The sequence below is a fragment of the Bradyrhizobium sp. 154 genome (genome assembly GCF_023073875.1).
In the GTDB taxonomy this organism is placed as follows: Bacteria; Pseudomonadota; Alphaproteobacteria; order Rhizobiales; family Xanthobacteraceae; genus Bradyrhizobium.
This window is the reverse complement of sequence record NZ_JADPKG010000125.1, coordinates 1-20,900: the sequence shown is the minus strand read 5'-3', so window position 1 is coordinate 20,900 and position 20,900 is coordinate 1. Positions and strand designations below refer to the sequence as shown.

General features: G+C 65.3%; 19 protein-coding genes and 1 pseudogene. 12 read left to right on the top strand and 8 right to left on the bottom strand.

Going from position 1 to position 20,900, the window contains the following annotated elements; translation table 11 throughout:
• The 4 genes from IVA92_RS35445 to IVA92_RS35430 form a co-directional block, all read right to left on the bottom strand.
• The gene (locus IVA92_RS35445; protein ID WP_247278952.1) at nt 1–1,686 is read right to left on the bottom strand and encodes a long-chain fatty acid--CoA ligase; all 1,686 of its coding nucleotides are present in this window, start codon (nt 1,684–1,686) and stop codon (nt 1–3) included.
• A 190-nt stretch (nt 1,687–1,876) separates the two neighbouring features.
• The gene (locus IVA92_RS35440) at nt 1,877–3,370 is read right to left on the bottom strand and encodes a D-alanyl-D-alanine carboxypeptidase family protein (RefSeq protein WP_247278951.1); all 1,494 of its coding nucleotides are present in this window, start codon (nt 3,368–3,370) and stop codon (nt 1,877–1,879) included.
• A 189-nt stretch (nt 3,371–3,559) separates the two neighbouring features.
• Nucleotides 3,560–5,356, bottom strand: a complete 1,797-nt coding sequence (locus IVA92_RS35435; RefSeq protein ID WP_247278950.1) for a glucan ABC transporter ATP-binding protein/ permease — start codon at nt 5,354–5,356, stop codon at nt 3,560–3,562.
• Between the two features lie 82 nt (nt 5,357–5,438).
• Nucleotides 5,439–6,488 carry an ABC transporter substrate-binding protein gene (locus tag IVA92_RS35430; protein ID WP_247278949.1) on the bottom strand — a complete coding sequence of 350 codons (1,050 nt, stop codon included), beginning with the start codon at nt 6,486–6,488 and terminating at the stop codon, nt 5,439–5,441.
• A gap of 229 nt (nt 6,489–6,717) precedes the next feature.
• Here IVA92_RS35430 and IVA92_RS35425 point away from each other — a divergent pair, with 229 nt between their 5' ends.
• The 7 genes from IVA92_RS35425 (at nt 6,718) to IVA92_RS35395 (ending at nt 12,292) form a co-directional block, all read left to right on the top strand.
• Nucleotides 6,718–7,086, top strand: coding sequence for a hypothetical protein (locus IVA92_RS35425; protein ID WP_247278948.1), 369 nt, complete (start codon nt 6,718–6,720; stop codon nt 7,084–7,086).
• Between the two features lie 115 nt (nt 7,087–7,201).
• Entirely contained in the window at nt 7,202–7,606 is a 405-nt protein-coding gene (hisE, locus tag IVA92_RS35420) for a phosphoribosyl-ATP diphosphatase (RefSeq protein WP_247278947.1), read from the top strand.
• A gap of 46 nt (nt 7,607–7,652) precedes the next feature.
• Entirely contained in the window at nt 7,653–8,255 is a 603-nt protein-coding gene (locus IVA92_RS35415; RefSeq protein WP_247278946.1) for a YqaA family protein, read from the top strand.
• Nucleotides 8,256–8,303: 48 nt separating this feature from the next.
• A complete protein-coding gene (locus tag IVA92_RS35410; protein WP_247278945.1) occupies nt 8,304–8,840 on the top strand; it encodes a hypothetical protein in 537 nt (178 codons plus the stop codon).
• Nucleotides 8,841–8,877: 37 nt separating this feature from the next.
• Nucleotides 8,878–10,278, top strand: coding sequence for an aspartate ammonia-lyase (locus tag IVA92_RS35405; protein ID WP_247278944.1), 1,401 nt, complete (start codon nt 8,878–8,880; stop codon nt 10,276–10,278).
• 249 nt (nt 10,279–10,527) lie between these two features.
• The gene (locus IVA92_RS35400) at nt 10,528–11,496 is read left to right on the top strand and encodes a nitronate monooxygenase family protein (RefSeq protein ID WP_247278943.1); all 969 of its coding nucleotides are present in this window, start codon (nt 10,528–10,530) and stop codon (nt 11,494–11,496) included.
• A gap of 22 nt (nt 11,497–11,518) precedes the next feature.
• Complete coding sequence (locus tag IVA92_RS35395; RefSeq protein ID WP_247278942.1) at nt 11,519–12,292, top strand: thioesterase family protein; 774 nt, start codon at nt 11,519–11,521, stop codon at nt 12,290–12,292.
• Between the two features lie 78 nt (nt 12,293–12,370).
• Here the strand turns inward: IVA92_RS35395 and IVA92_RS35390 are convergent, their stop codons facing one another.
• A complete protein-coding gene (locus tag IVA92_RS35390) occupies nt 12,371–13,933 on the bottom strand; it encodes an AMP-binding protein (protein WP_247278941.1) in 1,563 nt (520 codons plus the stop codon).
• A 114-nt stretch (nt 13,934–14,047) separates the two neighbouring features.
• Between IVA92_RS35390 and IVA92_RS35385 the strand changes: the two genes are divergently transcribed.
• The 4 genes from IVA92_RS35385 (at nt 14,048) to IVA92_RS35370 (ending at nt 17,023) form a co-directional block, all read left to right on the top strand.
• The gene (locus IVA92_RS35385) at nt 14,048–15,013 is read left to right on the top strand and encodes a nitronate monooxygenase (RefSeq protein ID WP_247278940.1); all 966 of its coding nucleotides are present in this window, start codon (nt 14,048–14,050) and stop codon (nt 15,011–15,013) included.
• Between the two features lie 150 nt (nt 15,014–15,163).
• Complete coding sequence (locus IVA92_RS35380; protein WP_247278939.1) at nt 15,164–15,412, top strand: hypothetical protein; 249 nt, start codon at nt 15,164–15,166, stop codon at nt 15,410–15,412.
• A 132-nt stretch (nt 15,413–15,544) separates the two neighbouring features.
• Entirely contained in the window at nt 15,545–16,255 is a 711-nt protein-coding gene (locus tag IVA92_RS35375; RefSeq protein WP_247278938.1) for a hypothetical protein, read from the top strand.
• Between the two features lie 84 nt (nt 16,256–16,339).
• Entirely contained in the window at nt 16,340–17,023 is a 684-nt protein-coding gene (locus IVA92_RS35370) for a hypothetical protein (RefSeq protein ID WP_247278937.1), read from the top strand.
• A gap of 65 nt (nt 17,024–17,088) precedes the next feature.
• On the opposite strand, the gene IVA92_RS35365 is transcribed toward IVA92_RS35370, so the two are convergent.
• Nucleotides 17,089–17,313, bottom strand: a complete 225-nt coding sequence (locus tag IVA92_RS35365; protein ID WP_247278936.1) for a cysteine rich repeat-containing protein — start codon at nt 17,311–17,313, stop codon at nt 17,089–17,091.
• Between the two features lie 232 nt (nt 17,314–17,545).
• Between IVA92_RS35365 and IVA92_RS35360 the strand changes: the two genes are divergently transcribed.
• On the top strand, nt 17,546–17,836 hold the full coding sequence (locus IVA92_RS35360; protein ID WP_247278935.1) for a hypothetical protein: 291 nt from the start codon (nt 17,546–17,548) through the stop codon (nt 17,834–17,836).
• A gap of 136 nt (nt 17,837–17,972) precedes the next feature.
• Here the strand turns inward: IVA92_RS35360 and IVA92_RS35355 are convergent.
• Both IVA92_RS35355 and IVA92_RS35350 read right to left on the bottom strand, forming a co-directional pair.
• Nucleotides 17,973–19,887 (bottom strand): annotated as a pseudogene (locus IVA92_RS35355) (ATP-binding protein).
• Nucleotides 19,884–20,555 carry a response regulator transcription factor gene (locus tag IVA92_RS35350; RefSeq protein WP_247278934.1) on the bottom strand — a complete coding sequence of 224 codons (672 nt, stop codon included), beginning with the start codon at nt 20,553–20,555 and terminating at the stop codon, nt 19,884–19,886. The pseudogene IVA92_RS35355 and the gene IVA92_RS35350 overlap by 4 nt, the downstream one beginning before the upstream one ends.
• Nucleotides 20,556–20,900 lie beyond the last annotated feature (345 nt).

The following is a 20,900-nucleotide window of genomic DNA, read 5'->3' as shown; positions in this document are numbered from 1 at the left end:
TTACGCCGCCTCCGCCTTCTTCTCGTCGCGGAGCTGCCGGCGCAGGATCTTGCCGACATTGGTCTTCGGCAGGTCGGTGCGGAATTCGATGTGCTTGGGCACCTTGTAGCCGGTGAGCTGCTCGTGACAGAACTTGATCACGTCCTCGGCCGTGAGGTTGGGGTCTTTCTTGACCACGAACGCCTTCACCGCTTCGCCCGATTTGGAATCGGGGATGCCGATCACGGCGCATTCGAGCACGCCAGGATGGGTCGCGATGACTTCCTCGATCTCGTTGGGATAGACGTTGAAGCCGGAGACCAGGATCATGTCCTTCTTGCGATCGACGATCTTGGTGTAGCCTTTCTCGTCCATTACGCCGATGTCGCCGGTGCGGAAAAATCCGTCAGCGGTCATCACCTTGGCAGTCTCCTCCGGCTTGTTCCAATAGCCTGACATCACCTGCGGACCCTTGGCGCAGATTTCGCCGGGCTGGCCGAGCGGGACCTCGTTGCCGTCGTCGTCGCGGATCGAGATCCAGGTCGAAGGCACGGGGATGCCGATCGTGCCCGAGAACTCTGTTGCCGTCGCCGGGTTGCAGGTCAGCGTCGGCGAGGTCTCCGACAGGCCGTAGCCTTCGGCGATGAAGCAGCCGGTGATCGCCTTCCACTGCTCGGCGACGGGGCGCTGCACCGCCATGCCGCCGCCGTTGGAGATCTTCAGCTTGGAGAAGTCGAGCTTCTTGAAGTCGGGATGATGCATCAGGCCGTTGTAGAGCGTGTTCACGGCCGGGAAGCTGTTGACCTGGTATTTGGCCAGCTCCTTGACGAAACCGGCGATGTCGCGCGGATTGGGGATCAAGAGATTGCAGCCACCGGCGCGCACCGCGAGCAGGTAGCAGGCCGTCAACGCGAAGATGTGATAAAGCGGCAGCGCACAGACGATCATGAGCTGATCGACATGCGGCGGCGCGGCGAGCGCCGGCTGGAGCCAGGCGTCGTTCTGCAGGACGTTGGCGACGATGTTGCGGTGGAGCAGGGTGGCGCCCTTGGAGACGCCGGTGGTGCCGCCGGTATATTGCAGGAACGCGACGTCGCCCGGCGAGAGTTTTGGCTTGCTGAAGGTCATGCCGCGGCCGGCGGAGAGCGCGTCGTTGAAGGACACTGCGCCCGGCAGCGACCAGGCCGGTACCATTTTCTTGAGGCGGCGGACGACGAGATTGACGATCACGCCCTTGAAGCCGAGCAGGTCGCCCATGCTGGCGACGATGACGTGCTTGACCTGTGTCTTCGCGATCACCTGCTCGACCGTGTGGGCGAAATTCTCCAGCACGATGATGGCCTCGGCGCCGGAATCCTTGAGCTGATGCTCGAGCTCGCGCGGAGTATAGAGCGGGTTGACGTTGACCACCGCGAAACCGGCGCGCAGCACGGCGGCGGTCGCGACCGGATATTGCAGTACGTTCGGCATCATGAGGGCGACCCGCGCGCCGCGCTGCAGCCCGCGGCCCTGCAAATAGGCGGCGAGCGCGACTGACATCTGGTCGAGGTCGCGATAGCTGATCGACTTGTCCATGCAAATGAACGCCTTGCGGTCGGCGAACCTGGTGAAGCTCTCCTCCAGCAGGTCGACCAGCGATGCGTATTGCGTCGGCTCGATATCGGCGGGCACGCCGGGCGGATATTGCTTGAGCCAGATGCGCTCCATGGAAACTCCCCTCATCTAACTGAGCCCGTTGTGTCTCGGGCTTGCCTCGTTGCCGTCAGTATCGAGCCTGCCGGAACGGGTGGCAAGCCGTCGAGGCTTAGGGCAAAGGTCGGGGAGTAGCTACCGGAATCCTCACTGAGCGCGCTGCCGCAGGTGCGAAGTGCGGGCGCGGTCCAGCCGCGAGTGGCCGTTAACTGTTGTTGGCCGGCTTGGCGGCGGCAGGCTTGGTCGCGGCCTTGGGCTTGGCGGGCTTGGGAGCCTGATCGCCGCTTGCCGCCGGTTTCTCGGCGGGTTTCGCCGCCGCATCGTGCTTCGCTGCGGCATGCTTGGTCCCGGCCGGCTTGGCTGCGGCCTTCGCGTCGCTCTTGGTATCGCTCTTGGCCTCAGGCTTGGCAGCCGGCTTCGCCGCCGCTGTCTTGGATTCCTTGCTTGCGTCCTTATTCCCGTCCTTCGGCTTGGCGGCGGCGTCAGGCTTCTTGGCGACGCGCGACTTCTTGCCACGCGGCTTCGCCACCGTCTGTTGGTCGGCATCGGCCGCGACCGCGGCGATTAGCGCCGTGCCGGTGCGGGTCGGGCCGGTATAGACCAGCACGGGCTCCGTGGCCGCCGGAGCAGAGGCCATCAACTCGGAGGCCTTCATCAGGGGCGGCTGAAGGCCGGCCGTGAAGAAAGTGACCTGGGCTTCGCCGCCGGTGGCCGAGGCCGATCCGGTCGCCCCGCCATTGGCCGCGATCAACGCATCGTCGTCGTCGCTGGCCGGCCGCTTGCGGTTGGGTCCGCACATCTCGTCGCGCAGGTTCGGCGGCGAGGCGTCAACCGGCACGAGATTGTCGACGGTGCCGAGCGAGGGTCGTAGCCAGGTGAGATTGTCTTGAGCGAAGCCGCGCTCGAGCAACTGCGCCGCCTTCACCGCGCGCGCGGTGCCGGAATTGGCGCCCAGCACCACCGCGATCAGCCGGCGGCCGTTGCGCGTGGCCGATGCCACGAGATTGTAGCCGGAGGCGCAGATGAACCCGGTCTTGAAACCGTCGGCGCCGGGATAGCGGCCGATCAGCTTGTTGAAATTGCCGGTGATGCGCTTGCCGAAGCGGATCGCCGGGATGTGCACGAAGTACTCGTATTCCGGCAGGTCGCGCAGGAACGCGCGCGCCAGGATTCCGAGATCGCGCGCGGACGTGATCTGGCCGTCGGCGGGCAGGCCGTTCGGATTGACGTAGCTCGTCTGCGTCATGCCGAGCTTCTTCGCGGTGTCGTTCATCATCGCGGAGAAGCCGTCGATCGATCCGCCGACGCCTTCGGCAAGCACCACGGCCATGTCATTCGCCGACTTGACCATCATCATCTTCAGGGCGTTGTCGACCGTGAGCTGCGTTCCCGGGCGGAAACCCATCTTCGATGGCGACTGCGAGGCTGCCGTCGGCGACACCGTGAGCAGCGTGTCGAGCGTGAGCCTGCCGTCCTTGACCGCCTTCAGCGTCACATAGGCGGTCATGATCTTGGTAACGGACGCAGGGTACCATGGAATGGTCGCATTATCGGCCTGCAACACCTTGCCGCTGTCGGCCTCGATCAGCAGCAGCGCTTCGGCGCTCGCCGCGCGCGGAGCGAGCAATGCGGCGCATGCGAGGCTCGCAGCGAACAGGTTGAACAGCGACTTGCGAAGCAGCGGGCGAAGGGCGTGCACTATCCGATTCCGGTCCTTGGAGACCCCCCGGTTCCGGGCGGTTCTCGTGATCTGATGTTCGGTTTTGAAATCCAGCGCCGCCGCTTGCGGCGTCGCAAACCTATACCGGCTGATGCCTCGAGAATAGGGGGACCGGTGCGGTATTCCGCAATGAAATAGGCCGAATTTCGACGGTCCTATGGGGACTTGCTACGGGGATTTGACCGTGATCGCGGCAGTCTCTGCCGCCGTCACGCTGGCTCGTGCGTTTTCCTGAACCATGAACTGGGCCCTGGCGAGCTCGGCGAAATGGCCCCCTTTGGCCACGAGTTCATCGAAAGTTCCGCTTTCGATCACCCGGCCGGTCTCGAACACCAGGATCCGCGTGGCGTTGCGGATGGTGGATAGGCGGTGGGCGATCACGAAGGTGGTCCTGCCCTTCATCACTTCGTCGAGAGCGGTATTCACCTTGGCCTCGGTGACGGCGTCGAGCGCGCTGGTCGCCTCGTCCAGGATCAGGATCGGCGGATCTTTCAGCAGCGCGCGGGCGATCGACAGCCGCTGCCGCTCGCCGCCAGAGAGCATGCGGCCGCGTTCGCCGGCATTGGTCTCGAAGCCGCCGCTGCGCTCGATGAAGTCGAGCGCCTGCGCGCGCTCGGCCGCCTTGCGCATCTCGTCTTCGGTCGCATCCGGCTTGCCGACCAGCAGATTCTCCGCAATCGAGCGATTGAACAGCAGCGCCTCCTGGAACACCACGCCGATGTTCCGCCGCAGCGATGTTAGCGTGATCCCGCGCACGTCCATGCCGTCGATCCGGATGAAGCCGGATTGCGGGTCGAAGGCACGGTGCAAGAGGGCGATCGCGGTCGACTTGCCGGCGCCGGTCGGACCGACCAGCGCGATGGTCTGGCCGGGCAGCGCCGTGAACGAGAGGTCCTCGACCGCCGGGCGCTTGCCGTCATAGGAGAAGGTGACGTCGTTGAACTCGACAAGGCCGGAGAGCCTGCCGGCATCGATCGCGTCGGGGCGGTCGTGCACGGCGGGTACGGCATCGAGCACATTGAAGAATTCGCGCAGTCGCGGCGCCTCCATGAACACGTTGTTGATGAAGCTCACGACCTGTTCGAGCCTCTGGATCAGCATCGTCGCGAAACTCACGAACATCACGATCTCGCCGACGGATGTCAGCCCCCGGTCGTGCAGCGCGATACCTATGGTGAAGATCGTGAGCACCGTGATGGTGGTCGAGGCGCGCGTGATGACGGTGACGAGCGCCCACCATGACAGCACCGGCATCTGCGCGGCCAGCAACTCGTCGGCGACGGAGCGCAGCCCTTTGACCTCGGATTCGACGCGGACAAAGCTCTGCACCAGCGCGACGTTGCCGAGCGCATCGGAGGCGCGCGCTGACAGCTCGCTGTAGTGCTCCTCGACCTCCATCTGCATGCCGAAGGTCTTGCGCACCACGAAGGTCGTCAGCGCGGTGAAGACAATGCAGAGCACGAACAGCAGGATCGCGAGCCGCCAGTTCAGGTAGAGCGACAGCGGCAGCAGCACCACGACCGAGAGGATCGCGGCAAAATGCTCGCGGAAGAAGCCGAGCCATAGCCGCCACAGCGCGTCGGTGCCGTTGAGCATCACCTTCATCAGCCGGCCCGAATGGGTGCCGGAGTGGAAGGTCAGCGGCAGTTGCAGGATGTGCTCGAAATAGTCGGTCAGCACCGCCTGGCGCTGGCGGTGCGAGAGCCGATCGGCCTGCAAGGCCACGAGCGCGCTGCATGCAATGGTGAACAGCCCGAACACGACCCAGGCGGCCAGGAACGGCCAGGCCGAGTTCGAGCCGGCCACCGACTTGCCCGAGAGCACGTCGATGATCCGGCCGAACAGCACGGGCTCGGCGAATTGCGAGCCCGCCAGCAGCAGATTGGCAATCGCGAGCAGCCAGCCCAGCCGCGCTTCCTTGCCGAGCAACTCAAGAACGCGGGTGTAGAGACGGAGGATGGACATGCGGGCGAGGAACTCGGCGACGACGGACTTCGTATTCTAAGCAGGGATGCCGGCGAGATACAGCGGAAGCTTTCAGTTTTGCTCAGTTGATCACCCGTCCGGCCAGCGGCGGCAGGAATTGGTCGTCGAAGATCTCGGCCGCCGCCGGTCGATTGCGGAATTTGAAGTCCTGCGCGACCTGGCCGATCGAGCGCTCGAGGCGCGCCGGGTCGACGCCGCCGAGGCCGTTGCGCCTGACCTCGTCGGTCAGGATGTTGTCAGCGAGTGCGGTGCGCAGGCGCTCCAGCTCCAGGTTGCGGTCGCCGTCCTCGATGCGGCTGGCGGCCTCCTCCGCCGCGCGCCCCGGCTCCATCACGGTTGCGTTGACGCCCGCGATCAAGGCGCGGACGAAGCCCTTCACGGCATCCGGCTTTGCTGCGGCGAAGGGGGGATTGACCACCACGGCGAAGCCGTAGGCTTCGCAGCCGTAATCCGCATAGCGCAGCACGACGAGATCGGCCGCGGGCACGCCGCGGTCGCGCAGGTTCACCGCCGACAGGTAACTGAAGCCGGCGACCGCATCGACCTGGCCCGCGGAGAGGATCGGCTCGCGCACCGCCGCACTGATCTTGTGGAATTTGACCCGCGATGCATTGATGCCGTTCTGCTGCGCCAGTGCCGGCCACAGCCGCATCGACAGGTCGCTGTCGGCGACGCCGACGGTCTTGCCGTCGAGATCGGACAGGAGGTGGATGCCGCGGCTCTTGCGCGCGACGATCGCATAGGGCGCGCGGTTGAACAGCACGAACACGGCCTTGATCGGCGCCGCATGGTCTTTGTCGCGAAAGCGGATCAGCTCGTTGATGTCGACGAGCGCGAGCTCGCTGTCGCCCTTGGCGAGGCGCGCGAGGGCTTCCGACGATCCGGCTGCGGTGTTGAAGGACACGCTGAGATGCTCGGCGCCGAACCTGCCGTCCTTTGCGGCCAGGAAGAACGGCGCCATGCTCGCGTCCAATGGGCGATCGAAGGTGAAGTGAATTGCAACGGATGGGGCGACGGTCTCGGCCACGCTCACATCGCGTGCAATTAGTGTCGCAAGCGAAATCGAGAGAGCCAGCAGGCAACGAAGAGCGATCGTCTTGAATTCCGACATCAATTGCGCCGGTCCGGCATTGTTATGGTTTCGTGACGCTCGCAGCGCCGGCTGGCGATCAGTCTTTCCGCGCCAACATGAACGGCGGATGAGCGGCGATTGCGGCATCGTTACGCAACCCCGTTCAGCTTGTGTTGGGGTTGGGGAACCCAACTTAGGTTATGCGGGTTTGAGAGGCATGAGCCTGTCCGCAGGCGTCCATTCCAGGTCCCAAAGGAGGGCCCAAGATATGTTTGAGCGATTCTCCACGTTTGCGGGCCGAAAGGCCGTTCTTGCCACCGCGACGGCGCTGGCGCTGACCGCGATTGCTCCGACCGCTTCATACGCCGGCGGCCGCCACTGGCATGGCGGCGGAGGCGGCGTGGCCGCAGCTGCAGCTTTGGCCGCCATCGGCACAGGTCTCGCCATTGCCGCCACCCGTGATGCCTATGCCTATGACTACGATCCGGGTTATGGCTATTACGGCGGGCCAGTCTATTACAGCCGCCCTGCTTACGGTCCCTATTATGGTCCGGGCCCCAACTACCAATATCAGCGCTATGGCGGAACGGCTCCGTCCGAGTTCTGCGGCCAAGGCTATTACACCAACTGCTACTAGCCGCCGGCCCTATGCGCAACGCCGACAGGCCGTCGCGCTTGCTGCGCCGGCCTGTCGTTGCTTTTATTGCCGGGCGTTAACGCGCTCGCCATTGCTTTAGAGTAGTTTGAGTACCATGAGTGATTCGCTTGAGCGGCTATATCTGGCTGTGCTCGCGGCCAGAGATCTTGATCCGGCAACATCGCGCACGGCCCGGCTGTTTCAGCGCGGCCCTTCCAAAATGGCGAAGAAACTGGCCGAAGAGGCCATCGAGGTCGTGATCGATGCGGTCAATGGCGATAGCGAGGCCGTGATCCGGGAGAGCGCCGATCTGCTCTACAATCTTACCGTGCTGTGGGCGTCGGCGGGGGTGCGTCCCGAGGACGTCTGGCGGGAGATGACGCGGCGTGAAGACATGCTCGGCATCGCCGAGAAGCTGCCGAAATCACCGGTGAAATTGCCCAAAGTTGCGTCACCGCGCATTGCCTCAAGGCGGCCAATTGTCGCGATCGAGGGCCGTGCCGCGCGAAAGCGCCACTAAAGCGCGACGAAAACGTCACAAAACTCGCGATGGACAAATCCGTCCCATGGTGCTTCATCGCGGCGCCATGCTGAAACGTATCTACGACTGGTGCATCGACGCCGCCCACAAGCCCTACGCGCTCTGGATCATGGGAGCCGTGTCCTTCGCCGAAAGCTCGTTCTTTCCGGTCCCCCCGGATGTGATGCTGATCCCGATGTCGCTGGCGCGCCCGCAGCGCGCCTGGGTCTATGCGGCGATCTGCACCGCGACCTCGGTGCTCGGCGGCATCGTCGGCTACGCCATCGGCGCGCTGCTGTTCGACTCGGTCGGCCAATGGTTGATCCAGGTCTATGGCCTCGGCGGCAAGGTCGATGCTTTCCGCGCCTCCTATGCGGAATGGGGTGCGATCATCATCCTGCTCAAGGGGCTGACGCCGATCCCCTACAAGCTCGTCACCATCACCTCGGGCTTTGCCGGCTACAACATCGTCCTGTTCATCTTGTGCTCGATCGTCGCGCGCGGCGGACGCTTCTTCGTCGTCGCGATCCTGCTCAACCGCTACGGCGACTGGATCCGGGTCAGGATCGAGAAGCATCTCGGATTGTGGGTCGCGATCGGCGCGATCGTGCTGGTGCTCGGCTTCGTCGTCGCGATCAAGTTGATCTAAGGGTGCGGCGGCTTTGCCACCGGGCCGGCTTCGGCTACGGTTGCCGTCATGATGGGTCGATCCGGCAATCCGGTCCTGCGGCTGGGGACGCTGATATTCGTCGTGCCTTGGCTCCTGCTTCGTGCCGCCACGCCGGCGTGGACGCAAGCTGCGCCCGCGCTCGGCCTCCAGGAGCAGGGGACGCAGGCCGCGCCGCCGCCGTCGACGCCCGCTCCTTCGGCGCCGCCGGCGCGCGAGGAAAATCCCGGGCTGATCAACGAAATGGGCAAGCTGTTCGACAAGCTGCCCTCGATCCTGCCGCCGATCAAAAGCCCGGGCGAGACCATGAACGATTTGTCGCGACTGGCGAAACCGTCCACCATGGTCTCGGGGCGCGTGGCCTGTCCGGCCTCCGCGAACGGCGCGCCCGACTGCAAGCAGGCGGCCGACCAGCTCTGCCAGAGCAAGGGCTATAAGGAAGGCAAGAGCCTGAACGCCGACTCCGCCGAGAAATGCTCGGCCAAGGTCCTGATTCCGGGCCGGCAACGCAAGCCGGACGATTGCCGCACCGATACTTTCGTGACCAGCGCGCTATGCCAGAACTGACGTGATCGACGTTGCGCGCATGCAACAAGGAGCGCCTATGAGCCGTACGGAGCAGGACTTCCTCGGGCAGCGTGACATCGCCGACGACATCTATTACGGCGTCCAGACCATCCGCGGGAAGGAGAACTTCCACATCACCGGCATTCCGATGAACCAGGAGCCTTACTTCGTGAAGGCGCTTGGTTACGTGAAGAAGGCGGCCGCCATGGCCAATCGCGATCTCGGCGCGATCGACGCCAAGGTTGCGGACGCGATCATCCTGGGCTGCGACCGCGTGATTGCCGGCGATATGATGGACCAGTTCGTCACCGACTTCATCCAGGGCGGTGCTGGCACATCGACCAACATGAACGCCAATGAGGTGATCGCCAACCTCGCGCTGGAATCGCTCGGCTTTGCGAAGGGCGATTACCAGCACGTCAGCCCCAACGATCACGTCAATTACGGCCAGTCCACCAACGACACCTATCCGACCGCCTTTCGCCTGGCGCTGATCCTGCGGCTCGAGAGCTACATGACGGCGTTGCGCCAGCTCCAGGAAGCTTTCTTCGCCAAGGGCCGCGAATTCGATCGTGTGCTGAAAATGGGCCGCACGCATCTTCAGGACGCGGTGCCGATGTCGCTGGGGGCCGAATTCCGTGGATGGGGCACCACGATCGGCGAGGAGGTCGATCGCATCTCCGAGGCCCGTGCGCTGCTGCGCGAGATCAATCTCGGCGCCACTGCGATCGGCACCTCCGTCACCGCCGCCGTCGGCTATCCCAAGCTCGCGGTCCGGCACCTGAGCGCGCTGACCGGCGTCGAGTTTGTTCTCGCCGGCGATCTCGTCGAGGCGACCTCCGATACCGGCGCCTATGTGCAGCTCTCGGGCGTCCTCAAGCGCACCGCCAGCAAGCTGACGAAGATCTGCAACGACATCCGCCTGCTCGCCTCCGGTCCGCGCGCCGGCTTCAACGAGATCAACCTGCCGCAGCTTCAGCCGGGCTCTTCGATCATGCCTGGCAAGGTCAATCCCGTCATCCCGGAGGTGGTCAACCAGACCAGCTTCCTGGTCATCGGCCTCGACACCACCGTGACGCTGGCCGCAAGCGCCGGCCAGCTCCAGCTCAACGTGATGGAGCCGGTGATCTCGTTTGCGCTGTTCTTCTCGATCCGCACCATGGAGCGCGCGGTCAACAGCCTGCGCGAAAATTGCGTCGTCGGCATCACTGCCAACGAGGAGCACACCCGCAACATGGTGCTGAACTCGCTCGGTATCGTCACGGTGCTGAAGCCCCTGCTCGGCTACAAGCAATGCGCCGAGATCGCACGCGAGGGCTACAAGAGCGGCAAGTCGCTGCACCAGATCGTGGTAATCGAGCGCAGGCTGCTGACGCAGGAGAAATGGGACGAGATGTTCTCGTTCGAGCGGCTGATCAATCCGGATTTGATTTCGTAGCTGTCGGCCATCCGCAGCTCTCGCCTGGATTGCGAGGAGCCCTTGCGACGTAGCAATCCAGCGTCTCTCGGCGCAGATAGTCCGGATTGCTTCGCGTCGCTCGCACTGACTTATGAAGCGCGAATTCCGCGCCTTGGAATTGCGGTAACCGCATTCGCCACGGCGCCAAAACGCAATACTTGACAGTGGAAAGATTGCCTTGTTGGTATAATCCCAACCGTGTGACCGCCAAGAGAGGACCGTTCCGCAATGTCCATGCCTGCCTTGTTTAAGGGGCGCCTGTCGATCCCGGTGATCGGTTCGCCGCTGTTCATCATCTCGGTGCCTGATCTCGTGATCGCGCAGTGCAAGGCGGGTGTGGTCGGCTCGTTTCCGGCGCTGAACGCGCGGCCGCCGGAATTGCTCGACGAATGGCTGGCGCGGATCACCGAGGAACTCGCGGCCTATGACCGCGCGCATCCCGACAAGCCGTCGGCGCCGTTCGCAGTCAACCAGATCGTGCACAAATCGAACAACCGGCTCGATCACGACATGCAGCTCTGCGCCAAGTACAAGGTGCCGATGATCATCTCCTCGCTCGGGGCGCGCGAGGAGCTGAACCAGGCCGTGCACGGCTGGGGCGGCATCGTCTTCCACGACGTGATCAACCAGAAATTCGCGCACAAGGCGATCGAGAAGGGCGCCGACGGCCTCATCCTGGTTGCGGCCGGCGCCGGCGGCCATGCTGGCACCATCTCGCCGCTCGCCTTCGTCGCCGAGACGCGAAAATGGTTCCACGGGCCGATCGCGCTGTCGGGCGCGATCGGCAACGGCAAGGCGATCCGCGCCGCGCGCATCCTCGGTGCAGATTTCGCCTATATCGGCTCGGCCTTTATTGCGACCAAGGAAGCCAACGCCGTCGACAAGTACAAGGAGATGATCGCCGGCTCGAGCGCCGACGACATCGTCTATTCCAACCTCTTCACCGGGGTGCACGGCAATTATCTGAAACCCTCGATCCTCGCCGCCGGGATGGATCCGGACGACCTGCCGACCTCCGATCCCTCCAAGATGAACTTCGGCACCGACGCCTCCGGCGAACGCGCCAAGCCGAAGGCCTGGAAGGAGATCTGGGGCTCGGGCCAGGGCATCGGCAGCGTCGAGGGCATCGTGCCCGCCGCCGAAATGATCGCGCGCTTCAAGAAGGAATACGACGAAGCGATCGATCCGCCGTTGTAATCGCGCCGAGCTCGAGTGCAGCATGCCTCCCATCTACCGCGTCGACGGCAACAGCGTCGTCACCAGCCCGGACGCCGCCGGACCCTGGGACCGTCGCATGCAGCACGGCTCGGCGCCGGCATCGCTGGTGACGTGGGCGGCCGAACGCATTCCGACGCCGATGCCGATGGATATCGCGCGCGTCACGATCGATCTGATGCGTCCGGTGCCGGTGGCGCCGCTCTCGATTGTGACCGAGGTCCTGCGCGAGGGCCGCAAGATCCAGCTCTGCGAGATCAAGCTGCTGGCCGATGGTGTGCAGGTCGTCGGTGCGACCGTGCTCAAGATCAGACGCCAAGCACTGTCGCTGCCCGAGGACGTCAAGGAGCTAGCGGTGACGCTGCCCTCGCCGGAGGACTCCCTGGCCGAGGACGGTCACGCCGCCACTAGCCCGTTCGTGCGCTCGGTCTCGATGCGTGCAGCGCGCGGCCGCTTCGGTCAAGCCGGCGCCGGCGCCATCTGGTTTCGCGTTGATCATCCGCTGATCGAGGGCGAGGCGATCTCGCAGGCCATGCGCGCCGTGGTCGCCGCCGATTTCTCCAACGGCACCGCCTCGACGCTGGATTTCCGCGCCTGGACCTACATCAACGCCGACCTCACCATCAGCTTCGCACGTCAGCCGGTCGGCGAGTGGATCCTGCTCGATGGCGACTCCTGGATCGGCCCAGAAGGCGCGGGGCTGGCAATGTCGCGCTTGGCTGACCGGCAAGGCTATTTCGGCCGGGCGGTGCAGAGCCTGGTGATCGAGAAGCGGTGAGGGGGCAAGCCCGCGCCCCAGCTTCGCTGTCATGCTCCGCGAAGGCATGGACGCTGCGTCGCATCTCGCGACATTCGCTCACCCCACCATCCGGTCGCGCCCGCTCCAGAAGCTGGCGCGCAGCACCTTCTTGTCGACCTTGCCGACGCCGGTCATCGGCAGCTGCTTGACGAACTGGATCTGCTTGGGCGCGTGCGCCGAGCCCTTGCGCGTCTTCACCAGGTTGATCAACTCGTCCGGATCGGGCCTTGCGCCCTCGCGCGGCACGACAATGGCGGTGACGGCCTCGCCCCATTTCTCGTCGGGAATGCCGACGACAGCGACCATGGCGATGTCGGCATGCTGCGACAGCACGTCTTCGACTTCGCGCGGGAAGATGTTGAAGCCGCCGGAGACGATCATGTCCTTCTTGCGGTCGAGGATGAACATGTAGCCACGCTCGTCCATGCGCGCAATGTCGCCGGTGTGGACCCAGCCGTTCTTCAGCGTATCGGCGGTGATGTCCGGCCGCTTCCAGTACTCCGCCATCACGTGCGGCGCGCGCACGCAGATCTCGCCCGGCTCGCCCGTCTTCACCTCCTGGTCGTTGTCGTCGAGGATCTTGACCTCGCAGGCCGCGATCGGGAAGCCGCAGGACAGGAACAGCTCCGGTGTCTTGGGATCGTGATCCGCCTTGCGCAGCACCGAGACGGGATAGCATTCGGTCTGCCCGTAAAGCTGCGAGAACACCGACCCGATGCGCTCGATGCCCTCGACCAGCCGGCTCGGCGACATCGCGGAGGCGCCATAAAGCACCAGCTCGAGCGAAGACAGATCGGTCCTGCCGAGCGCGGGATAATCAAGCAGCACATAGATCATGGTCGGCACGAGCAGCGTGAAGTTGATGCGCTCGCGCGCAATCGTCGCCAGCATGGCCTCGGGATCGAAACTCTTGAGCATGTGCACGGTGCCGCCGCGCATCAAGGTCGGCAGCACCTTCGTGCCCGCGACATGGCTGATCGGCGCGACCGTGAGATAGCGCGCGGCGTCGGGGATCTCGAAGTCGGCGAGGATCGCGCCGGCAGCTCCGGCGTTCTCGCGGTGATAGCGCAGCGCGCCCTTGGATTTACCGGTCGTGCCGCCGGTGTAGTTCGGCGTGGCGAGATCGTCGGGGCCGGCGAGGCACAGCGCGCTGGCGTGGCCCTCGATCTCGATCGCCTGCAAGAGATCGACGCCATAATCCGCGGATCCCATGGTGAAGACCGCCTTGAGCCGGCCGGCCTTCGCGGCGAGTTCGCCGCCGCGGTTGCGGAAGGCGGCCGCATCGACCACCAGCATCTCGGCCTCGGAATCCTCCAGCTGAAACAGCTGGTCGTCCAGCGATCCCAGAGGATGCAGCCAGGTGATGCAGAGCCGCGCCAATTGCGCAGCAACGCCCGCGCACCAGGTGTCGGCGCGGTTGGCGGTGAGGAAGGCGACGCGCGCGCCGGGCTGCAATCCAAGCCGCATGAACACAGCCTGCATGCGTCCGATCAGGTCGATGGTGCCCTGATAGCTCAGCGATCCCTCAGGCCAGGCGAAAGCGGTGCGGTCGGGATAGCGCGACAGTGCCCGTAGCGTCTGCGCACAAGCCGGGGACGATGCGTGGAGCGGATCGGACATATGCTTCCTGTTTCCTCGTTGCTTTGTCATCGGCTTCTGGCGTGCCAATGTTGCTGATGAGGCTAGCACAGCGAATGCGGGATGGAACGACGAAGCCCGCGCAGGGAGGCATGCATGCCGTCGGATCGACTGCAACGTTTCCGCGATCGTCTCGCTCTGCCGCTGATCGCGGCGCCGATGTTCCTGGTGTCGGGAGTCGAGCTGATGGTCGCGGCCTGCCGCAACGGCGTGATCGGCAGCTTTCCCAGCGCGAATTGCCGTAGCCCGGAACAGCTCGACCAATGGCTCACCGCGGTCGGAACCAGATTGCGGCAGCACGAAGAGCAAACCGGGCGCAAGGCGGCGCCGCTTTGCCCGAATCTGATCGTGCACCGTTCCAACGCGCGGCTGGAGCAGGATCTCGCCGTACTGCTGCGGCACAGGCCGGAGATTGTCATCACCTCGGTCGGCTCGCCCGCACAGGTCGCAAAGCCGCTGCATGACGCCGGCGCATTGGTGTTGGCGGATGTCGCCTCGATCCGCCACGCCGAGCGTGCAGCGGAAGCCGGTGTGGACGGGCTGGTGCTGCTCACGGCAGGCGCCGGCGGGCAGACCGGCTGGCTCAACCCGTTCGCCTTTGTCCGCGCGGTGCGGGCATTCTACGACGGCATCATTGTGCTTGCGGGCGGCGTCAGCGACGGCCGCGCGCTGCATGCCGCCGAAGTGCTCGGCTGCGATCTCGCCTACATGGGCACGAAGTTCATCGCGACGCGCGAGAGCATGGCCGATGACCGCCACAAGCGGATGCTGGTCGAGAGCAGCGCCGACGACGTCCTGCTCACCACCGCCTTCACGGGACTGCAGACCAGCATGCTGAGGCCGTCGATCGTGGCCGCAGGTCTCGATCCCGACGACCTACCGGCGCACGGGGCGATCGACATCGCCAAGGACATCGACGTCGCCGCGCGCGAGAACCGGCCAAAACGCTGGCGCGACATCTGGAGTGCTGGGCATTCGACGTCGGGCGTGACAGACGTGGTGGCGGTGAGCGATCTCGTTGCGCAGACGCGCGCGGAATATCGCGAGGCCGGCGGGCGGTAGTCCCCGTACAAATCCGGAGGCGTAGAGAGGCGCCGTCTCCCGATCACGGTTAATCCCGCGCTCTTCCGTCCCGCTCACTTAACGGCAGATTAACCATCGCCCGCCAACAATCCCGTCACGGCCGCCAATCAGGACCGAGAGGGACAGGCGATGGACTTCAACTATCTCGACTGCAAGACAGCCGCGACGCTGGACGAAATCCGCGTTCGCGTGGCCCACGCGCTGGCCCGCCACCCGCTGTGCCGCAACGTCCGCTTCGACATCGTCAGCGTCCCTCGCACCCGCCGGGGCGGCAACTGGACCGTGACGCTGCAATCGGTTGAGCCGCGCGCGGTCTGGGAGGCCTCCGAGATCGTGGCCGACATCCAGGACGCCTACGATCTGGCGCGAGCTGCCTGATTCTCTTGAGTTTTCCGGGCGATGTCGCTGTAGTCCGCGCGATTGCCGCCGCAATGGCACGGTTGAGCCTTAATTATCGCCCAGTTTCCGGGCACTGATCACGTGGACTTGAAGCCGGGCGCGGAGGGACGTTTGTCCAAAGCCATCACCATCGTCGTGCTGACCTGTTTCCTGGTCCTCGGGGCTGCCACCAACGCCATTCTCGGGCGCGACAGCGTGCCTAGCGTCAGCGCCGAGATGATCTCGCAGACGCCTCCGGCCAAGCCGCTCGCGGCCAACCGCGCCGCCAAGGCCGACCGTCTGGTTCCGACGCTGGCACTGGCCTCGGCCGCGATCGAGCCGGTGCAGGTCGCCGCCGACAAACTCGCCCAGGCTCCGGTGCTGACCGAGCCGCTGCGCCAGGCCTTTGCCGCAGCCACGCCTTCCGATTTCCCGATGCCGAAGGCAAGTGCGCACCAAGCGCCCGCCGCAGCGGAGATTCCCGCCGTCGAGGTCCCGGCCAAGCCGAAAGTCGTGGCCAAGCCGCAGCCACAGAAATCCTATTCGCTGCTGTCCGACGCACAGATCGCGGGCATTAGGGATCGCCTGAAATTGTCCTCGTCGCAGGAATATTATTGGCCCTCGGTCGAGACGGCGCTCCGCAATGTCGTCCGCAAGATCTCGGCGAACAAGCTCTCCAATCCGAACGCGCCAGGCGTGCCGATCGATCCGAATTGCGACGAGGTCCAGCAGTTGAAGTCGGCCGCGATGCCGCTGCTGTTCCAGCTGCGTGATGACCAGAAAGAGGAAGTGCGCAAGCTCGCCCGCATCATCGGGCTGGAGAAGGTCGCGCAGCAGATCTGACCTCAGTTCCTTTGGGAACTGCTTCCGGATCAGGAACATCTGGCAATCAACGTGCGTTGCTCGCCCCAAAGAGGGAGTGGATCAATGCGCGCCTCGACAGCCTATTTCGTCGGTGCCGGAACCATAGTCGCGGCCATCGCCATTGGCCTTGGCGGCGGCATCGTCGCCGGCAACATCATGAATCCGGTCGCGCCCAAGCAGGGGCCCGATACCAGCAAGATGGCGCAACGCGCCGAAGTCGGCAGCGCGCCGGCAGCAACCAATGCACCGTCCGAGCGCGTCAATTATCTCACCGGTTCGCAAGCTTTCGGCGCGATCATTGCCGCACCGGCCGAAGCAAAGCCCGAACCCGCCAAGCCCGACACGCCAACCACTCAGGCGAACGCTGCACCGCCGGCACCGCGACCCTCGCAAGCGGCCGCGGTCGAGCCGCCCAAGGAACAGTCCAAGCCGGCACCAGCCGCGCCCAGGCCTGCGGAGCAGCAGGCGTCGACAGAGCCGGCCGCCGCGCCGGACAATGCCTATGCCAAGGCGCGGGATTCCGACGTGAAGCGCGCCGCCTCCGAACGGCGCCGGGCGGAGCGGCGTGAACGCTGGGCCGAGCGCCGCCACTATTACGAGTCCCGCGAGCCGCGCGGCCTGCGCGACCGCTCCGATTGGGACGACGTCGCGCGCAATATCCGCGAAGATTCCGATGCGCGCGACTATGCCGGCCGTTCGCGCAGCGGCTTCCCGCAGATCAGGCTGTTCGGGCCTGATGACGACTAAAACATGATGCGCAAAACCGGGTCCGGGTTCGCTCTGCTGGGGCGCTCCCGGACTTGAGGGCCGGCTCAGCCTCCGTGAGATTCCACGACCTTGCGGCAGGAGTCGGAGAGCTTGGTCTTGTTCTGGCGCAGGCAGGCATTCATCTGCGGCGGCTTGCCGATATGTTCGGCGCAGAATTTGCTGGCATCGCCGCGGCAGGCCATTTGCTCCTGCGGCGTCGGACCGGATTGCGCAGCGGGGGACACGGCGGTGGCGGCGAGCAGCAGCGCGGCAAGAACCGAAATCTTCATAAAGCACCTCTTTGGGATTGTCGTTGGTCCAGTGGGATCAAGCGGGCCGGACGATCTCGCGACAGCCGGGCGCAGGTCCATGCCATGTTCATGGCACCGGGTGCGCCCTTCCGGCCGCCGCACCCCATCTTCATGGCATGTATCCACGCGCCCTCTTTTGCCATTCAGGCTGCACGTCGGTTGCGAAACCCGGTGATTGCGCCGGGTCGCCGAACGGGAGCGGGAGAGCAAAATGTCGAAAAGAGCGGGAGCGCTGAGCGCCGGGCTGACAATCATGGCGCTGGCGGGTGCGGCGATGGCGTCGCTGGGCACGAGCCCGGCGCAGGCCGTGGTCTATTGCAAGACGGTCGGCGTGCCCAAGGGCTGCGTGGTGCGGCCGGCTGCGGCAGTGGTGGTTGCGCCGGGAGCTCCGGTTGCGCGGGCTGCAGTCGCGACACCCGGTGTCGGCGCGCCCGGTGTCGGCGTGCGCGCAGGGACGCCGATGAACCGCGGCGGCCCGGTCAATCGCGTTGGCGTGCGCTGATCGTCCATTCGGTTGATTTGATTGCATTGCTTCGGGCCGACGGAGCCATGCGGACGAACACCCCCGTCCTCCGCAGAGGCAATCACCCGGCCCGTCCCTCTCTCCGTGCGCCCCACACGTTCGGGGAGGGGGCCTTTCAGCCCGCAGCCGCGTCGCTGTCGGGAAAGCGCTGCGGCAATTGCAGCCGCACGCACGTGCCTGAGGCGTCCGAGCTCAGATCGAGCACCGCGCCGCAGCGTGCGGCGCGGCTCCGCATGTTGCGCAAGCCCCGCGCGGTCTGGCCGCCGCTCGCACAATTGTCGGCGCGCGCAAAACCCTTGCCGTCGTCCGTCACGCTGATCACGCCATACGGCCCGTGATCGTCGTCGAGCGTCTCGATGCTGACCGCGATGTGGCGCGCCTCTGCGTGCTTGACGGCGTTGGTCACGGCTTCGTCGAGGATGCGCACGATCTGGATGACGTGCCATGGCCGCAGTTCGGGATGCAGCGGCAGCCCCTGCGGCGTTGCCACGCGCCAGTCGAGCGCGATATCGTGCGGGCGCAATTGCGCCGTCGCGCGCTCGCGCCAGGAGCCGAGCGCGAGCATCAGGTCGCCGCCGATGTCGTCCATGGAATCGATGACGAGACGCAGATCTTTCAGTGCTGCGCGAGCGGCCTCCGTGATGGTCGCGCCCTCGTGGCCGCGCTCGGAGAGCGCGACGATGCTGACGAGCTGGCCGCCGAGGCCGTCATGCAGGTCCCGCATCAGCCGCGTGCGCTCGTTGGCGAGCGCGGCGGCGCGGGCGCGCGCCTCCTCGCGGGCAAAGCTCGCCTTCAGCCGCTCCTCGGCCTCGGCCACCCGTGCGACGAGCTGGCCGGCAAAGCTGTCGACTTGGTTCAGCGCGCGGGCGAAGCGCCAGGTCAGCCCGGCGCCGATCGCGACCAGCATCGCCGAATAGGACAGGCGCGAGACGAAGATGCGATCGTTGCTCACGATCTCGAGCACCGTGAGCATGTCTTGGACCCAGCAGACCAGCACGATGGTCACGGCGCAGCCAATCGTGAAGCTTGCCGCGTCCTGGCGCCGGACCAATGCGGCTGCGGTCACGCAGGCCATCAGGAACAGGCAAAGCCCGACCGTGGGAATGCCGAGCACCAGAAAGAGTATGCGCGGCAGCGGCGGGCCCCCGATCAGCCCGACCACGAACACGATGAGGCCCGGCACGAACAGCAGTGTGCCGTAACGCGGCCAGCGCCAGCCGAAGAACAGCACGCCGAACACGACGATCAGCGCGCTCTCGATCGGTGCGGATGCCAACAGCACGGCGGCGAGCCGCGACGTCGTGGCCGGCGGCAGCGGCGGGGGCACGAATGCCTGCACCACGCCGAGCACCATCGCCACCGCCAGCACGCCGTAAACCGGCTCGTGGCGCCGCATCAACCACATGATCGCAAGGATGACCGCGAGAATCGATTGCCAGGCGGAGAACACGACCGGCAGCGTGACGAACAGCAGCGCGCGTCTCGTAGGCAGGACGCAAGGCGGCATCCGGTCCGACATAGACGCTGTCGAGAAAGCCCTTCAGCGGCCCCCATACGAACAGCCGTACCGTGATATCGTTGGCGCCGTCGCGCAGCAGCGAGGACGGAATCGCCGCGATCTGCGGCGTGTTGCGGTCCGGCCGGTTGGCATTGGCGTCACGCCGGGAATCCAGCACCACGACGCCGTTGACGGCGACCTCCACCGCGTTGCTGAACCGCGGCAGATACACCGACCACCCTGATCCCACATCGCTCCGCCGGAATGTGAAGGCCGCGGTGTAGAGCGGCGGGTCGGCCAGCGAATAGCGCGATGCGGTGAAATGCGGCAGCGTCACCGCGTGCATCGTGCCATTCTCGCGCGCCGAAAAGTCGCTCACGGCGAACTCTTCGGGATCGCCGGGTTGCAGCAGCCGGAGCCCAAGGATGGTGACGATGACGATCAGGGCCTGGAGCAGCAGATAGGGCACGAGGCGCGACGCAATCAGCCGGCGCCGCGGGCGCGTGAGTGTCTTCGCCGCAATCTCGCTCACAGCTTGATCAGGCCCTGCTGCACGGCTTCGAACACCGCCTCGCTGCGGGTGTGCACCTCGAGCTTGCGATAGATGTTCTTGATGTGGCCCGGCACGGTCTGCCTGGACAGGCCGAGATGGCTCGCGATCTCGGCGTAGCTGAAGCCTTTGGCAATGCCCCAGAGGATGTCGATCTCGCGCGGGGTCAGCTTGGCCGTGTTGAGCACGGGGCCGGGCGAGGGCTCCGCCGAATTCTGCGTACGCCGGACGATGAAACGGGCGATCGAGGCCGAGATCGGCGAATGGCCGGCGACCAGATCGCGCACGGTGGTGGCGATGTCGGTCGGAAAGGCATCCTTGAGCAGATAGCCGGTGGCACCGACCGTGATCGCCGAGATCACGCTTTCCTCGTCGCCGAGCGCGGAGATCACCATGATCTCGGTGTCGGGAAAGCGCTGCCGGGTTTCGCGAATCAGCTCGATGCCGTGCCCGTCGGGAAGTCTGAGATCGGTCAGCAGCACGCGAGGCGCCGCCTTCCCGAACGCGGAGCGAGCTTCTCCGAGCGTGCCGGCACTGCGCACCTCGTAGCCGGCCTTGACCAGCGCGTCGTGGAGCCGCCAGCAGGTCGGCGCGTCGTCCTCGACGAGGAGGATGGTGATGGCCTCACCCGTCTCGTCCTGTTCGCTCATGTTCATCGTCCCGCGACCCGCGTGTCCCCCGCGGCGCGAGCCAAGTCTAACCGCGGCACGGACGTCGTGACACCCATAATCATGGGGGCGGCAATAACTCGGTCCCGCGCCAGGCGCAGATAGACGGTTTTGGGATTGGGCCTAAGCCAGAGCGCGTGCTCATCATGGGCGCTGCCCTGACGGCGCGAATGCGTCCGCTCTGCCTCTGACACCAGCCCATTACGGCAGCTCACCAGACGTCCGAGTTGGGCCGATTCTGTTGAAAAAGGCAGCTGTTGCGACGCAGAGATATCAGTGATTCAGTCTGTCTAATTGGCAGGACTGAAGATCATGATGGGGCATCGG

Coding starts and splice junctions, on each gene's coding strand:
- IVA92_RS35385 (WP_247278940.1), top strand. CDS start 14,048: ATGCCGTCGGATCGACTGCAACGTTTCCGCGATCGTCTCGCTCTGCCG.
- IVA92_RS35410 (WP_247278945.1), top strand. CDS start 8,304: ATGATGGGTCGATCCGGCAATCCGGTCCTGCGGCTGGGGACGCTGATA.
- IVA92_RS35425 (WP_247278948.1), top strand. CDS start 6,718: ATGTTTGAGCGATTCTCCACGTTTGCGGGCCGAAAGGCCGTTCTTGCC.
- IVA92_RS35435 (WP_247278950.1), bottom strand. CDS start 5,356: ATGTCCATCCTCCGTCTCTACACCCGCGTTCTTGAGTTGCTCGGCAAG.
- IVA92_RS35390 (WP_247278941.1), bottom strand. CDS start 13,933: ATGTCCGATCCGCTCCACGCATCGTCCCCGGCTTGTGCGCAGACGCTA.
- hisE (WP_247278947.1), top strand. CDS start 7,202: ATGAGTGATTCGCTTGAGCGGCTATATCTGGCTGTGCTCGCGGCCAGA.
- IVA92_RS35415 (WP_247278946.1), top strand. CDS start 7,653: ATGGTGCTTCATCGCGGCGCCATGCTGAAACGTATCTACGACTGGTGC.
- IVA92_RS35360 (WP_247278935.1), top strand. CDS start 17,546: ATGTCGAAAAGAGCGGGAGCGCTGAGCGCCGGGCTGACAATCATGGCG.
- IVA92_RS35430 (WP_247278949.1), bottom strand. CDS start 6,488: ATGTCGGAATTCAAGACGATCGCTCTTCGTTGCCTGCTGGCTCTCTCG.
- IVA92_RS35395 (WP_247278942.1), top strand. CDS start 11,519: ATGCCTCCCATCTACCGCGTCGACGGCAACAGCGTCGTCACCAGCCCG.
- IVA92_RS35380 (WP_247278939.1), top strand. CDS start 15,164: ATGGACTTCAACTATCTCGACTGCAAGACAGCCGCGACGCTGGACGAA.
- IVA92_RS35370 (WP_247278937.1), top strand. CDS start 16,340: ATGCGCGCCTCGACAGCCTATTTCGTCGGTGCCGGAACCATAGTCGCG.
- IVA92_RS35365 (WP_247278936.1), bottom strand. CDS start 17,313: ATGAAGATTTCGGTTCTTGCCGCGCTGCTGCTCGCCGCCACCGCCGTG.
- IVA92_RS35445 (WP_247278952.1), bottom strand. CDS start 1,686: ATGGAGCGCATCTGGCTCAAGCAATATCCGCCCGGCGTGCCCGCCGAT.
- IVA92_RS35400 (WP_247278943.1), top strand. CDS start 10,528: ATGTCCATGCCTGCCTTGTTTAAGGGGCGCCTGTCGATCCCGGTGATC.
- IVA92_RS35350 (WP_247278934.1), bottom strand. CDS start 20,555: ATGAGCGAACAGGACGAGACGGGTGAGGCCATCACCATCCTCCTCGTC.
- IVA92_RS35405 (WP_247278944.1), top strand. CDS start 8,878: ATGAGCCGTACGGAGCAGGACTTCCTCGGGCAGCGTGACATCGCCGAC.